The organism is Streptomyces sp. CNP082, from assembly GCF_059570535.1.
Genome location: NZ_JCANSZ010000034.1, coordinates 22,912 through 36,227, shown reverse-complemented (window position 1 = coordinate 36,227; position 13,316 = coordinate 22,912). Strand labels below are relative to the sequence as shown.

11 protein-coding genes are annotated in these 13,316 nt (G+C 72.3%); 6 read left to right on the top strand and 5 right to left on the bottom strand.

From position 1 onward, the window contains the following. The first annotated feature begins 200 nt into the window (after nt 1–200). A complete protein-coding gene (locus tag B124_RS24485; RefSeq protein ID WP_496505101.1) occupies nt 201–1,229 on the top strand; it encodes an acetylxylan esterase in 1,029 nt (342 codons plus the stop codon). Nucleotides 1,230–1,649: 420 nt separating this feature from the next. Here B124_RS24485 and B124_RS24480 read toward each other — a convergent pair whose 3' ends face one another. Continuing rightward, nucleotides 1,650–2,027: a nuclear transport factor 2 family protein gene (locus B124_RS24480; protein ID WP_496505136.1), complete on the bottom strand. Its 378-nt coding sequence runs from the start codon at nt 2,025–2,027 to the stop codon at nt 1,650–1,652. Nucleotides 2,028–2,263: 236 nt separating this feature from the next. Here B124_RS24480 and B124_RS24475 point away from each other — a divergent pair, with 236 nt between their 5' ends. Genes B124_RS24475 through B124_RS24460 form a run of 4 tightly spaced genes read left to right on the top strand, consistent with a single transcriptional unit; the run spans nt 2,264 to nt 7,226 of the window. Then, entirely contained in the window at nt 2,264–2,875 is a 612-nt protein-coding gene (locus B124_RS24475; protein ID WP_496505100.1) for a (2Fe-2S)-binding protein, read from the top strand. A 2-nt stretch (nt 2,876–2,877) separates the two neighbouring features. Next, complete coding sequence (locus B124_RS24470) at nt 2,878–3,858, top strand: FAD binding domain-containing protein (RefSeq protein ID WP_496505099.1); 981 nt, start codon at nt 2,878–2,880, stop codon at nt 3,856–3,858. Beyond that, entirely contained in the window at nt 3,855–6,095 is a 2,241-nt protein-coding gene (locus B124_RS24465) for a xanthine dehydrogenase family protein molybdopterin-binding subunit (protein WP_496505098.1), read from the top strand. Before B124_RS24470 ends, B124_RS24465 begins: the two co-directional genes overlap by 4 nt. 3 nt (nt 6,096–6,098) lie before the next feature. Beyond that, nucleotides 6,099–7,226, top strand: coding sequence for an XdhC family protein (locus B124_RS24460; protein ID WP_496505097.1), 1,128 nt, complete (start codon nt 6,099–6,101; stop codon nt 7,224–7,226). Here B124_RS24460 and B124_RS24455 read toward each other — a convergent pair. The 4 genes from B124_RS24455 to B124_RS24440 form a co-directional block, all read right to left on the bottom strand. After that, entirely contained in the window at nt 7,210–9,975 is a 2,766-nt protein-coding gene (locus B124_RS24455) for an ATP-binding protein (protein ID WP_496505096.1), read from the bottom strand. The two genes, B124_RS24460 and B124_RS24455, sit on opposite strands and share 17 nt — an antisense overlap. Nucleotides 9,976–10,085: 110 nt before the next feature. Next, entirely contained in the window at nt 10,086–10,721 is a 636-nt protein-coding gene (locus B124_RS24450; protein WP_496505095.1) for a hypothetical protein, read from the bottom strand. Between the two features lie 137 nt (nt 10,722–10,858). Continuing rightward, nucleotides 10,859–11,359 carry a nuclear transport factor 2 family protein gene (locus B124_RS24445; RefSeq protein ID WP_496505094.1) on the bottom strand — a complete coding sequence of 167 codons (501 nt, stop codon included), beginning with the start codon at nt 11,357–11,359 and terminating at the stop codon, nt 10,859–10,861. Between the two features lie 405 nt (nt 11,360–11,764). Continuing rightward, complete coding sequence (locus tag B124_RS24440) at nt 11,765–12,553, bottom strand: SDR family oxidoreductase (RefSeq protein ID WP_496505093.1); 789 nt, start codon at nt 12,551–12,553, stop codon at nt 11,765–11,767. Between the two features lie 122 nt (nt 12,554–12,675). On the opposite strand from B124_RS24440, the gene B124_RS24435 reads away from it, so the two are divergent. Beyond that, nucleotides 12,676–13,314: a TetR/AcrR family transcriptional regulator gene (locus tag B124_RS24435; protein ID WP_496505092.1), complete on the top strand. Its 639-nt coding sequence runs from the start codon at nt 12,676–12,678 to the stop codon at nt 13,312–13,314. Nucleotides 13,315–13,316 lie beyond the last annotated feature (2 nt).

The window sequence follows — 13,316 nt, the reverse complement described above, 5'->3', positions numbered from 1 at the left end:
CAGCAGATGCCCAACAGGACGTAAGTCCTCATTGCTGTTTCGTAACAGCGACCATAGGAGCGGGGCATGACCCCGTCAACAGGCGGTGGCGAACGAATTTCCGGCAGGTTTCCGGGCGTTGCGGACGGCACCGCTCGCACGCGCGGAGCGGCCCGGGTAGCGTGGGCCGAACGGCAGTGGCGGGCGGGGGGACTCGGGTAGTGCGGACGAGCGGTAGCGGTCATCACCACCGCCCGCCTGGGCGGACAGCCGGCCTGGCACACGACCTGCCCTTCGACCCCACCTACGGATACGACCTGGACCGGTTGCTCGCCGTGCCCGCCCCCGACGCCCCCTCCGGCTTCCAGGAGTTCTGGCGCTCCTTGTACGCCGAAAGCCGCCGCACGCGGGTCGCACCCCGCCTCGGCACCCGCGCGGGGACGATCGGCGGGCGGGAAGCGGTGGCGGTCCACGAGGTCGCGTATACCTCGCTCGGCGGGCGCCGCATCGGCGGCTGGCTGACGCTGCCCACGGACGGGCAGGTGCGCCAGGGCAGCGTCGTCACCCACGGCTACGGCGGCCGGGAGGGCCCCGATCCGGCGCTGCTGCCGCCCGGCACGGCGGCCATCTGGCCGTGCCTGCGCGGACAGGGCGCACGCAGCCTTCAACCGGACCTGCCGTCCGACCCGGCCGCGCACGTCCTGCACGGCATCGCTTCCCGGCGGTCGTACGTGCACGGAGGCTGTGCGGCCGACGTCTGGTGCGCGGCCACCGCGCTCGTGGAACTCGTGCCCCTCGCGGGGCGTCGACTCACCTACGCGGGGACAAGCTTCGGCGGCGGCATCGGAGCGCTGGCGCTGCCGTGGGACGAGCGGTTCACCGCCGCCGTGCTGAACGTTCCCAGTTTCGGCAACCACCCGCTGCGGCTGACACTGCCGTGTACCGGGAGCGGGGAGTCGGTCCGCCGGCACCACGCCGTGCACCCGGAAGTCGCTGACGTGCTGGCGTACTTCGACGCCGCCACCGCGGCGCGGCGTATAGGCATCCCGGTCCACGTCGGAGCCGCACTCTTCGACCCGGCCGTCCCGCCCCCGGGCCAGTTCGCCATCCACAACGCCCTGCCCGGTCCGAAGAAGCTGCACGTACTCACCGCGGGCCACTTCGCCCACGCCGGCCAGGCAGGAGAGGAAGAGGACCTCATCGCCGCGCAACGCCACTTCCTGACGCAGGCGCTCCATACCCCTTCCTGATCGAGGTGCCTGAAGGAAGCACTGCGCGCTGACCGGGCCCGCGGCTACTGGCCTGGAGCACCCGTCCGGAAGACCGCTTGCGCAGGCTCGCACCGGGGGTCGCTGCCCGCCTGAACGGCATCTGTGCGGTTCTCGGGGGCGCGGGCGAGGAGTTGCCTCGCGGCCCGGCGTCCAGCCTGTTCGGTGTGTTTGTCAAGTTCGGCTTCGACGCCGGTCTACGGACAGGGCGGACCTGGCACCGGCGAGCCGATCGCAGAGCTGGGTCACCGGCAAGGGGCCACCGATGAAAGCGATTCGCCTGCGACTGGGGCGGACGCCCCTCACCACCGCAACTTGACCAACCGCGAACTCAACCGCGAACCGCAGCTCCCGAACGCCGAAGGGGCAAGTTCACGAGAAGGACAGCGGCAGAAGGATGGCTCAGGAGGCGGACGGCTCGATCTCCCCCGCGAAGACGATGACCTGGTCGATGAGGCTCCGTCGCAGATGGACGACGTCTGTTCCCGCCAGGCGGGGGCCTCCATCAGGCGTGGTGAAAACCCACTGGTACCGGGCCCATTCGTCAGGCATGTCCACCGCTGAGCAGCGCACCATCGTGCCGGTCCCCGCCGGGTGGCGCCGGATGTCCAGCACGAACCGCTCGACCGCCGCGATTCCTTCGCTGCGGCCCAACGGTCCCCAGAAGACCACGTCTGAGGTCAGGGCCTGGGAGAGCAGGGCAGTCACATAGCTGTCGTCCGAGGCGTTGAACGCGGAGATGAAGATGTCGATCGCGGAGCGTGCGGTCTCTTCCTGCATGCCCCAGTAATACCAGCCGTTTCGCGTGCGCTCGTCCCACGAGCCGCCGCTGGATCCCTTTGGCATCGGGCGGCACGACGTGCGGTTCGTCCCCCACGGCACCACCAAGGTGCAGAGCGCCGCGTAGCACGGCGGTGCGGCAAGCCCGTCGTGCACGCCGCCGGCGACCGGTCAGAGTGACAGATGCGGCCCGCCCGGCGGCCCGGGAGGCTGGGTGTGTACCGAGAGGAGCACGCATGTCGGATTCGGATAGGGCGTTTCGGAAACCCACCAGGCGCACCGTGGTGCGTGGGGGTGCGACCGCCGGGGCGGCCCTGGCCGTCGGCTACCACCTGCCCGCGGCCGGGGCGGCCGGCGTGCCCGACGCGGGAGCGCCGCGCCGGATCTCCCTGACCGTCAACGGACAGCGCGTGACGCCGGCTGTCGACCCGCGCAGCAGCCTGCTCGACGCCCTGCGCGACGACGTGGGCACCACCGGGCCGAAGAAGGGCTGCAACCAGGGCGCCTGCGGGGCCTGCACGGTGCTGCTGGACGGGCGGCGGGTGCTGTCGTGCCTCACCTTCGCGGTGATGCACGACGGGCAGGAGATCACCACCGTCGAGGGGATCGCCGACGGCGACGACCTGCACCCCGTGCAGCAGGCGTTCATCGACCACGACGCCTTCCAGTGCGGTTTCTGCACCTCCGGGCAGATCGTCTCCGCCGTCGGGCTGCTCACCGAGGAGCCCGGGATCACCAGGGAGGCCATTCCGGAGGCGATGAGCGGCAACCTCTGCCGGTGCGCGGCCTACTGCAACATCCGGGACGCCATCGAAGAGGCCGCCGGCACGTCCGCTGGGGAGCGGTAGGCGTGGAACCCTTCGAGTACGTACGAGCCCGCAGCGTCGGCGAGGCGATCCAGGTGCTCGCCGACAACCCCGAGGCCGCCGTCATCGCCGGCGGCACCGATCTGACCACCCTGATGCGCGACGGGATCCGGCGGCCGAGCCACCTGATCGACATCAACGGGCTCGACCTCGCCGGGATCTCCACCCGCCCGGACGGCGGGCTCCGCATCGGCGCCCTGTGCCGCAACGCCGTCTCCGACCCGCGCGTCGAGCGGGGCTTCCCGGTTCTCGCCGAGGCGCTGCGCTCGGGCGCCTCCCCGCAGATCCGCAACCGCGCCACGTTCGGCGGCAATCTGCTGCAGCGGGTGCGCTGTTCCTACTACCGGCTGCCCGAGTTCGCCTGCAATCGCCGTGACCCCGGCGCGGGCTGTGCGGCACTGGGCGGCGACAGCAGCCACCAGGGGATCCTGGGTACGAGCGGAGCGTGCGTCGCCGTGCATCCGTCGGACTGCGCCGTCGCCCTGCAGGCGCTCGACGCCGAGATCCTGGTACGCGGGCCACGGAGGGAGCGCCGCATCCCCGTCGACGCGCTGCACCGGCTGCCCGGCCGCAGCCCCGAGCGCGAAGTCACGCTGGCCCGCGACGAGATCATCCTCGCCGTCGAGCTGCCGGCCCGGGCCACCTCCGCGCACTCCCACTACGTCAAGTTCCGGGACCGCGCCTCCTACGCCTTCGCGCTCGCCTCCGCCGCCGTCGGCGTGGAGCTGCGCGGCGGCACGGTGCGGGCGGCGCGGATCGCGCTCGGCGGCGTGGCGCCCAAGCCGTGGCGGGCCGCGGCGGCCGAGCGGGCACTGCTCGGCCGGACCTTCGACGAGGAGGCCATCGACGCCGCCGCACAGGCGGCGACCAGTGGCGCGACACCGCGCCCCGACAACACGTACAAGGTGAGCCTGGCCCGGGAAGTCGTCCGGCAGGCCCTCACCGAGCTGGGAGGGGAGCGATGACGTCCAGGACCGAGGCGCCGCAGTCGGGGATCGGCGCGCCCGTCGACCGGGTGGAGGCGCGCGACAAGGTCACCGGCGCGGCCCGGTACACCGCCGACGCCCGGCTGACCGGCATGGCCCACGCCGCCCTTGTCGCCAGCACGATCTCCGCGGGCCGGGTGCGCCACATCTACACCGCACAGGCGGCGGACGCACCGGGCGTGCTCGCCGTCCTCACCCACCACGACCCGCTGCCGTGGCGGGGCACTCCCGCGGACGCCCGATATGTCGAGAACCGCTTCCCGCTGGCCGACGACCGCATCACCTACTACGGGCAGTACCTCGCCGTCGTCGTCGCCGGAACGCCGGAGCAGGCCGTGTTCGCGGCGTCGCTGGTGGCCGTCGACTACGAGGAGCACCGGCCGGTGCCGACCCTCGACGACGCGCTCCCGGACGCCTACACCGCGGAGGGACGCCTGATCCAGCCGCCCTTCCCCCAGCAGGCCGTGCTGCCGCCGGACGCCGACCCGCAGGCGGCGCTGGACGGCGCGGACGTGCGCACCGACTCCACCTACCGGCTGCCGCACTACGGCCATGCCCCGCTGGAGCCCGGCGCCGTGGTCGCCTCCTGGGAGGACGGCACGCTCACGCTGCGCGACTGCAGCCAGAGGGTGCACCTGCACCGGGACGTCGTGGCCGCCGTGTTCGGGCTGCCGGCCGAGCGCGTCCGGGTGCTGTCGCCGCTCGTCGGCGGGGCGTTCGGCAACAAGACCACCGTCTGGGCGCACAGCCTGCTCGCCGCAGCGGCGGCACGAGCCGTCCGGCGCCCGGTCAAGCTGGTTCTCACGCGCAAGCAGACCTTCACCGGGACGGGTCACCAGCCGCCGATCATCCAGCGCATCCGCCTGGGCGCGGACGCCGGCGGTAAGCTCGCGGTGATCCTCCACGACGTCGTCAACGCGACCGAGGTGCGCGGCGACCGCCCGGAGCCCGCGGTCGTCTCCACCGCCTCCACCTACGCCGCGCCGGTCCTGTCGGTCACCACGCAGGTCGCGAAGGTGAACATCGCCCCGTCCCTGAATCTGCGCGCGCCGGGCGACGGTCCCGGCTCCTTCGCGCTGGAGTGCGCGATGGACGAGCTGGCGTACCGCCTCGGCTTGGACCCGCTGGAGCTGCGCCGCCGCAACCACCTGACCGCGGACCCGCTCACCGGCAGGGAGTGGAGCGACAAGAACCTGCTGGAGGCCTACGACCTGGGCGCGGAGCGCTTCGGCTGGTCGAGCCGCCCGGCCGGGCCGGGCTCGCTGCGTGACGGCGACGACCTGATCGGGTACGGCATGGCCACGGCCGTTCGCGGCGATCTCCCCGATCCGGGACCGAACGGGGCCGAGGTGGAGATCCGGGCGGACGGCACGGCCCAGGCGCGTACGGCCATCCAGGAGATCGGCACCGGCAGCCTCACCCTTGTCGCCCAGCTCACCGCGGCCGGCACCGGGGTACCCCTGGGCCGGATCGACGTCCGGGCGGGCGACACGCGGCTGCCCAGGACCCCGGGCAACGTCGGCTCGAAGACGACGGGTTACACCGGCTCCGCCGTCCATCTCGCCGCGGAACAGGCCCGCGAGACCGCCGTACGCATGGCCGTCGCCGACCCGGAGTCACCGCTGCACGGGCTGCCGCGAGGCGAGGTCGGAGCAGCCGACGGAAGGCTGTTCCACCGCCGTGAGCCACAGCGCGGTGAGACCTACCGTGCCCTGCTGACCCGCCACGGCGGCAAGCCGGTCGTGGGCCGGGGGGACTACGCGCCGCGCACCTCGCACGCGGTAGCCACGTTCGGCGCGCACTTCACCGAGGTGCGCATCAACCCCCGGCTGCCGCGAGTCCGCGTCACCCGGCACGTCGGCGTCTTCGACATCGGCCGGGTCACCAACCACAAGGCGGCGCGGAACCAGGCGCAGGGCGGCATCGTGTTCGGCATGGGATGGGCGCTGATGGAGCAACTCGTGCCCGATCCCGTCTCCGGGCGGTACACCGGCCCGGCATTCACCGACTATCACATCCCGGTCAACGCCGACGTCCCCGACATCGACGTGCTCTTCGTGGACAAGCCCGACACGCTCGCCCACCCGCACGGCAGCAAGGGCATGGGCGAGGTGGTCGCCGTCGGCGTCGCCGCGGCCATCGCCAACGCCGTCTACCATGCCACCGGCAAGCGGATCACCGAACTGCCCCTCACCCCGGACAAGCTGGTGGACTGACGTATGCGCGAGCTGCTCCCGGACCTGGAGGAATGGTGGCTGCGGTCCCGCCCGTTCGCGCTGGCCACGCTCGTCGAAGCGGTCGGCAGCGCACCCCTGCCGGTGGGCACGGCGATGGCCGCCGACGAGCGGGGGGCGGTGCTGGGCGCGATCAGCGGCGGCTGCGTCGACGCCGACGTGGCGGCGACCGCGGAGCACGTGCTGCGCGAGGGCCGCCCGGAGCTGCGCCGCTACGGTCCGGCCGACACCGCGGACGACGTCTCAGGGGACGTATCCGGCGTCGGACTGACCTGCGGTGGCACCCTGTCCGTCTGGGTCGAGCCGGTGGTGCCCCACCGAGGGCACTGGCTCCCCGCCGTCGCCGCCGCCGTCCGTCGCGGGCGGCCCGTCACGCTCGCCACCCGCCTCGACCCCGCCCGCCCCGGTCACCTGGTGCTGCTACCCGACGGGAGCCGTACCGGCAGCATCGGCGGGGACCGGCAAGACAGCAGAGCCCAGACGGCGGCGCGGCTGCTGCTCCCCGAGGGCGGGAGCGTGCTGCTCCCCGCCGGGTCGCACGCGCCCCCGGGCGACGCGAACGAAGACCACGACGACCGGTTCGGCTGCTTCGTCACCGTTCATGCGCCACCGCCGCTGCTGCTGCTCGTGTCCTGGACCCCGGTGGCCGACCACCTGGCGCGGATGGGCGCGCAACTCGGCTACCGCGTCGTCGTGCTTGAGCACCGGCCGGCCTTCGGGGCACAGGCCGAGGCAGCGGGGGCCGAGGTGGTCCCGGGACTGCCGCAGACGACGCTGGGCAGCCTGCGCCGCGAGGAGCTGCTCGACGTACGGTCCGCGGTCGTGGTGCTCACGCACGACGCACGCGTCGACGTTCCCGCGCTGCTGGAGGCGACCTCGGCGGGCGTCGGCTACGTGGGGGCGATGGGATCGGCAGCGACCCACCGCGACCGGCACAGGAGGCTGCGGGCAGCGGGCATGGACGCGGCCGACCTGGCGCGGATCAACTCACCGATCGGCCTGCCGCTCGGCGGCCGTGCCCCGGCCGAGATCGCGACGGCCGTCGCGGCCCAGCTCGTGCTGGCCCGCAACGGCCTGGCCGCACCGGTACGGGACGTCAGCCCGACACCTTGAGGTCGGCGTCGCGCAACTGGGAGCGGCTGCTGATGCCCAGCTTGGGAAAGATCTTGTACAGGTGGTAGCCGACGGTCCGCGGGCTCACGGCCAGTCGGGCGCCTATCTCCCGGTTGCTGAGACCCGCCGCCGCCAGCCGGGCAACCTGCAGTTCCTGGACCGTCAGCAGGGCAGCGGGATCCCCGTCGCGCCGCCGGGCCGCGCCGCCGGCCGCCCGCAGCTGGCGCCGGGCGCGTGCTGCCTCCTGCTCGGCGCCGAGCCACTCCAGCGTCTCCACCGCATCCCGCAACTGCCTCCTGGCCTCGCTCTCGTGCCGGGTGCGCCGCAGCCATTCGCCGTAGAGCAGCGCGGTGCGGGCCCGGGTGAGCGGCTCGTCTGCCGCGCCCGGCGCGGCCAGCGCGGCCCGGAAGTGCTTGTCCGCCGCGTCGCCCTCCGCGAGCAGCGCCCGTACGGCATCCCGGTGCGGCTGCGGCCACACCAGGGTGTTCTGCTCTGCCCACTGCTCGAACGCCCACGCGGCCTGTTCGGCGCCCTCGCCACGGCCCGCCCGCAGCTGTGCCTCCACTCCGTCGAGAACGGCGCGGCGCGCCACCCGGCGATGGGCGAACGGCGACCCGGGCCGGCCGAGCGACGCCAGCCGCTCGCAGGCCTCCTCGTAGTCGTCCGCACCCAGCGCCAGCCGTCCTCGCGCCCAGTGCGCCGTGGCCGCCGCAGATCTGTTGCCCTGCGCGACGGCCAACGCCTCGGCCCGCTCCGCGTGTTCCCGGCAGCCCTCCTGCTGGCCGCGCCCGGCGTACAGCAGGGCGAGCAGAGCCAGCAGGTCCGCCTCCAGGACGGGCTGGCCCACGTCCCTCGCCCCGCGCAGCCCCTCCTGCGCGTGCGCCTCGCACTCCCGCCACAGCCCCAGCCGGTACTCCAGCTCCGCGAGCCAGGAAAGCAGCAGAACGTGGACGGCCAGCATTCCGCCGGCCTGGAAGTGCGCGCACGCCTCCACGATGAAGGCGCGGACCTGCCGGGGCGGTGACCCGGACATCCCTAGCACCGCTGCCCACACCCAGCGGTTCGCCCTGTCCCGGGCCAGGGACTCCGGGGCCGCCTCGAACAGCTGCCACGGGGACAGTCCGTGCCGGGGCTGATCGGCGAGCGACTCCGCGAGCCACCGCCCGTAGCCGGCATAGCCCGGCTCCCGGGCGCCCGCGGCTTCGATCTGCGCCGCCGCGCGCAGCGCGTCGTCCATCCGGTCGGCGCGCAGCGCGCCGTCCACGGCCATGAACGACAGAGCGACGGCGCGCTCCGGGTGTTCAGCCTGTCGCTCTGCCAGCGACCGGGCACCGTGCAGCAGCTTGGCGACCGCCGCCTCCTGATCGCCGCCCCAGAGTTCCATCATGCCTTGCAGCCGGAGCAACTCCAGCCGAGTGCTGTCGTCCGCGGGCCGGGTGAGCGCCTCCGCCAGCAGCGGACGGGAGAGCTGCGGACTGCCGGACTTCCAGGCGTCGTACGCCGCCGCGGTCAGCCGCCTGGTCTGCTGGTGCGGGGACGTGCTCAGCAGCGCCGCCCGGTGCAGCACGGCTGCGGCAGCCGCCAGTCCGCCGCGGCGCTTCACCTGAGTCGCCCCGGACTCCAGCACCTCCGCCAGCCCGTCGTCGGGTTCCGTCGCCGCCAGCGCGCGGTGCCACACCGCTCGTTCACCATGCTCCGGCCCGGGCAGATGGGCCAGCTCCTCGGCGAGGGCCCGGTGCACCCGCGCCCGTTGCCGCGAGGAGGCGTCGGCGTACACGGCGGCCCGTACGAGTGGATGCCGGAACCGCAGCCGCGGCCCCGGCACGTCGAGATGACCCGCGCGCTCCGCCGCAGTCAACGCCAGCTCATCCGCCCCGAGTCGACCGGCTGCGCCCAGCACCACGTCGGTACGTCCGCTGTCCTCCGCAGCCGCCACCAGCAGCAGGGTGCGCACCGGTTCGGGAAGTCCTCTGGTCTGCTCCGCGAAGACCGCGCGCAGCCGCCGCCCGAGGGGGGCCGTACCGGTCAGCGTGATCTTCTCGGCCACCTCCGGCTGGCCGCCGAGCCGGACCACTTCCTCCAGCGCCAGCGGGTTGCCGCCGACGGCGGAGACGAGCGCGCGCCTGGTGGGCCCCGGTGTCCCCCACCCGCGTTCGTCGAGGAGGGCGGAGGCGGCGTCGTCAGCGAGTCCGCGAAGGACGAGCCGGGGAAGATCCCGGACGTCCGGGGCCGCGGGCTCCTCTCCTGGCCCGGCAGGCTCGCGCAGGCTGGCGATGAGGCCGATGGGCAGGCCGTCGAGCCGGCGGGCGGCGAAGAGCACGACGCCGGCGCTGGCCGGGTCGAGCCACTGCAGATCGTCAACGAAGAGCAGCAGCGGGGTGTCCTCCGCCGCCCGCCGCAGCAGCGAAAGCGCGGCGGAACGTACCGGGAGATCACCGGTAGGCGCGGAGGACAGACCCAGCGCACTGCGCAGCGCCGCGGCCTGCTCCTCCGGGAGTTCCGGCAGCAGGTCGAGCAGCGGCGACAGCAACTGGTGCAGCCCGCCGAAGGCCAGCGGGATCTCCGCCTGCACGCCCGAGCAGCCGAGCATCCGGACATCGGACCCGGCCCCGGCCGCCGCACGCCGCAGCAGTGCGGTCTTCCCGATCCCTGCCTCGCCCCGGACCACGAGGGCACCGCCCCGGCCACGGCGTGTCCCGGAGATGAGCCGGCTCAGCCGGCGGAGTTCCTCTTCCCGCCCATGGAACATCTTTTGAGGCTACCTTCCTTCCACGACCGAACCCTCCGCCGCGGCGGCGACGGCGCTTCGGAGCCGGGTACCCCACGGTTTCGGCGAGCTCCGGCAGGGAGTGCGACACGTCAGGGTGATGCCCCTTCCGGCGGGAGCAGGGTGACGGTGTAGGCGTCGTCGTTGACCTGGAACTCGTCTACGGCGATGCCGCGCGCGGCGATCATGTCCTGGAGGGCTGCCTTGCTGGCCACGGGGTCCTGGCCGTGCGGGCTGCCGCCGATCTCGTGCCAGCTGAGGATGTCGGGCACGGTGCCGGCAGCCGCAACGTGGTCGAGGTACGCGCTCCACCAGTCGTTGTTCTCGGCAGGCTCGTTCGCGCTGCTAGGGCCGACGATAACGGCGTTCGGGAGTTCCTCGCGGATCCTGGCATAGGTGCGGTCCCACATCTGAAGGTACTGCTCCTGGGGCCGGTTCCAGAATATCGAGAGGTCGGGCTCGTTCCAGATGTCCCACTCCGGATTGATCCCGGCGGCCTGGATGTCCGAGATCAGGCGATCGAGGAAGGCGTCGTAGTCCGACCAGTCGCCGTTGTCGCCGGGGAAGCGGGGGATGGCGCTGCCGTCGGCGCCCCAGAGATCGTGCGGAAGCATGGTGAACGTGCCGCCGAGGTCGACGGTGCGCCGGTACTGGGCGAGGGTGGAGTTCCAGCGGCGCTCGTAGCCGCCGGCGACCCAGCCCCCGGGGGCGAGTTGGGCGGCCGTCACCGCTGCTTGTGCCGGCGACGTTGCAGAAGCGGGGAGTCCCCGGCGTGGCTATTCGGCATACCGAATATTGACCGGCAAGTCAAAGACCAGCTGACGGACGCGGCAGCGACGCACATCGCCGGCTGCGCACGTCGTCGTCAGGCCGAGGCCGGGCGGGCGTCGCCCCAGTATTCGTGGAACGCGCTGATCCGGTCGCCGCGGACCTCGACGATGATCAGTTCCCAGTTGCGGTACGCGGCGGTTCCGGGAGAGGTGCCGTGGGACTCGTACGCGTAGAACACCCGGTTCCCCACGACGTCGGCGCCGCGCCGTTCCCCGAGCACCCGATTGCCGGCGTTGCTGTGGAACAGCGCCCACTCCTCGACGACGCGCCGCCCCTCGGTCCCTTCGAATCGGCCACGCGCAGGCTCCTCCGGGAACCAGAAGCTGAACGAGTCCGTCAGCATGGCGAGGAACGGCTGCCAGTGCCCCGTGCGCCAGCCCGCGTCGAACCGGTCCATAGCCCTGTCCGCGATCCTGCGGACGGGACCGCTGCCGACCGCGGCGGCAGACGTGGCGGCGCCGCCCAGCGCAGCCGCCGCAGCCGCCGCGGATGCGGCGGCGCTGCCGCCGAGCAGCTTACGTCGGTTCATCTCCATGCCCTGACTTCCGTCTGTGGAGCCCTCGGCCAACCCGGGACGGACAGGAGAGTAGTAAGCCGCAGCGAAAGCGGACGTAAAGCCCCGGGTGTCGGCGACGACCGGAGCCGGTGTTTCGACGACCGGTTGAGTTCAAGCAGGGCGCCGTGATCGGTGTGCATGACCGCTCCGGCAAGGCTGCCGCGGGTGTGTTCGGCGGCGGCCAGGGCGTCGTTGAAGCAACCAGCCGCGCTCCACTTGCCATCTGCTGTCCGCGATGAGCACGGTGTCCTTGCGGAGCCGCCGACGAGGCTTGCGCGCGAGCCGGGGGCCGACGTGGTCAGAATAATGCGCCGCAAAGGCAAGATCGCTTCGCCTTGGACAAGATGGCTCCCGCGACTGCACGCTCCGTACTGCGATGCCGGCTCAAGCTGCGATGTCGGCTTCGGGTTGGAGTGCAGGGCCGAGCAGCAGGCCCCCGTCCAGGACGAATTCCGAGCCCGTGGCGAAAGATGCGTCGCGGGAGGTGATGAAGAGCAACAGACGGGTGATGTCAGAGGGTTCGGCGAGGCGGGGGATGGCGAAGGGGTCGGGCGAGTAGAAGTCGGCGATGGCCGGCTGGCCGGCGACGGTGGGTTCGTTGATCAGTGGTGTGGAGACGACGCCGGGGTGGATGGAGTTGACCCGGATGTTGTCCCGGCCCAGCTCCAGCGCGGCCGTCTTGGTCAGCCCGCGCACGGCCCACTTGCTGGCGGTGTAGGGGGCGTAGAAGGCCGTGCCGACGTGGGCCATGGTCGAGGCGATGTTGACGATGGTTCCGCCACCGCCCCTGCGCATCGACGGAGCCACGGCCCTGATGCCGAGGAACTGGCCGGTGACGTTGACGCTGAAGGTGTGCTCCCAGGTGCGGAGTTCGGTGTGCTCGATAGGGGCCGCCGGGTTCTGGACGCCCGCGTTGTTCACCAGGATGGTGGCCGGCCCGAAGTGGCCTTCGACTTCTCGCACCGCCGCCGCCCAGTCGTCCTCGCTGGCGACATCCAGGCGAACGGACAGAGCCCGATGACCGAGCTGAGCAGCGAGATCGCGGCCGGCGTGGTCGTCGAGGCCGGCGATGACGACGTTCGCCCCCTCGGCGTGGTAGCCCTTCACATGGCTGCTGCCCATGCCCCCGCTGCCGCCGGTGACGATGACGGTCTGGCCCTCGAAGCGTCCCATGCTGCTTCCTTCCAGGCTTGCGCTCATGGTGAGCCGAGTGACTCACCTCCTCTCTCAAGGTAAGGGCCGAATTAGAGGTGAGTCAAGTGACTCACCTCGTGGTAGGGGTCATACTGGAGGGCATGACGGCACAGCCTTCGGAGTACCACCGTCGCGTGGCAGCGCAGAAGCGGACGTCCATCATCGAGGCAGCCACGAAGCTGTTCCTCGACTCCGGCTACGACGGCACCTCGCTGGCCCGCATCGCCGAGGCGGCCGGAGTGTCGAGGGCGACTCTGTTCAAGCAGTTCACCACCAAGGCGGCCCTGTTCGAGGCGATCGTCACCGAATACTGGAAGGTCGACGACGGGGAGGCACCCCTCCCCGAGCCGGGGAACCTCCGGACAGGGCTTGAGACCCTCGGACGCCGATACGCGGCCCTTCTCACCCAGCCCGGCATGGCCGCCCTCTTCCGCATCGTCATCGCCGAGGTACCGCGCTTCCCCGAGCTCGGCGAGACCCAGTTCAAGCTCGGCAAGATGCCCTACTTCGAATCGGTCCGCCGCTACCTGGCAGCGGAGAACACCGCTGGTACAGCCCGGCTCGACGATGCGGAAACGGCGGCCACCCAATTCCTCGGGATGATCTCCAACTACGTGTTCTGGCCGCGGATGCTGCTCGCACGCTGGGAGCCCGACGACACCGCCATCACCAACGCGGTCGACCAAGCGGTGCTGACCATGCTCGCCCGATACGGCCCGGCGGGGAACCACGGCGCCTGAGA

What these genes read in the sequence shown, in the direction of transcription:
- B124_RS24435 (WP_496505092.1), top strand. Translation starts at nt 12,676, where the DNA reads ATGACGGCACAGCCTTCGGAGTACCACCGTCGCGTGGCAGCGCAGAAG.
- B124_RS24480 (WP_496505136.1), bottom strand. Translation starts at nt 2,027, where the DNA reads ATGCAGGAAGAGACCGCACGCTCCGCGATCGACATCTTCATCTCCGCG.
- B124_RS24475 (WP_496505100.1), top strand. Translation starts at nt 2,264, where the DNA reads ATGTCGGATTCGGATAGGGCGTTTCGGAAACCCACCAGGCGCACCGTG.
- B124_RS24440 (WP_496505093.1), bottom strand. Translation starts at nt 12,553, where the DNA reads ATGGGACGCTTCGAGGGCCAGACCGTCATCGTCACCGGCGGCAGCGGG.
- B124_RS24455 (WP_496505096.1), bottom strand. Translation starts at nt 9,975, where the DNA reads ATGTTCCATGGGCGGGAAGAGGAACTCCGCCGGCTGAGCCGGCTCATC.
- B124_RS24465 (WP_496505098.1), top strand. Translation starts at nt 3,855, where the DNA reads ATGACGTCCAGGACCGAGGCGCCGCAGTCGGGGATCGGCGCGCCCGTC.
- B124_RS24460 (WP_496505097.1), top strand. Translation starts at nt 6,099, where the DNA reads ATGCGCGAGCTGCTCCCGGACCTGGAGGAATGGTGGCTGCGGTCCCGC.
- B124_RS24445 (WP_496505094.1), bottom strand. Translation starts at nt 11,359, where the DNA reads ATGGAGATGAACCGACGTAAGCTGCTCGGCGGCAGCGCCGCCGCATCC.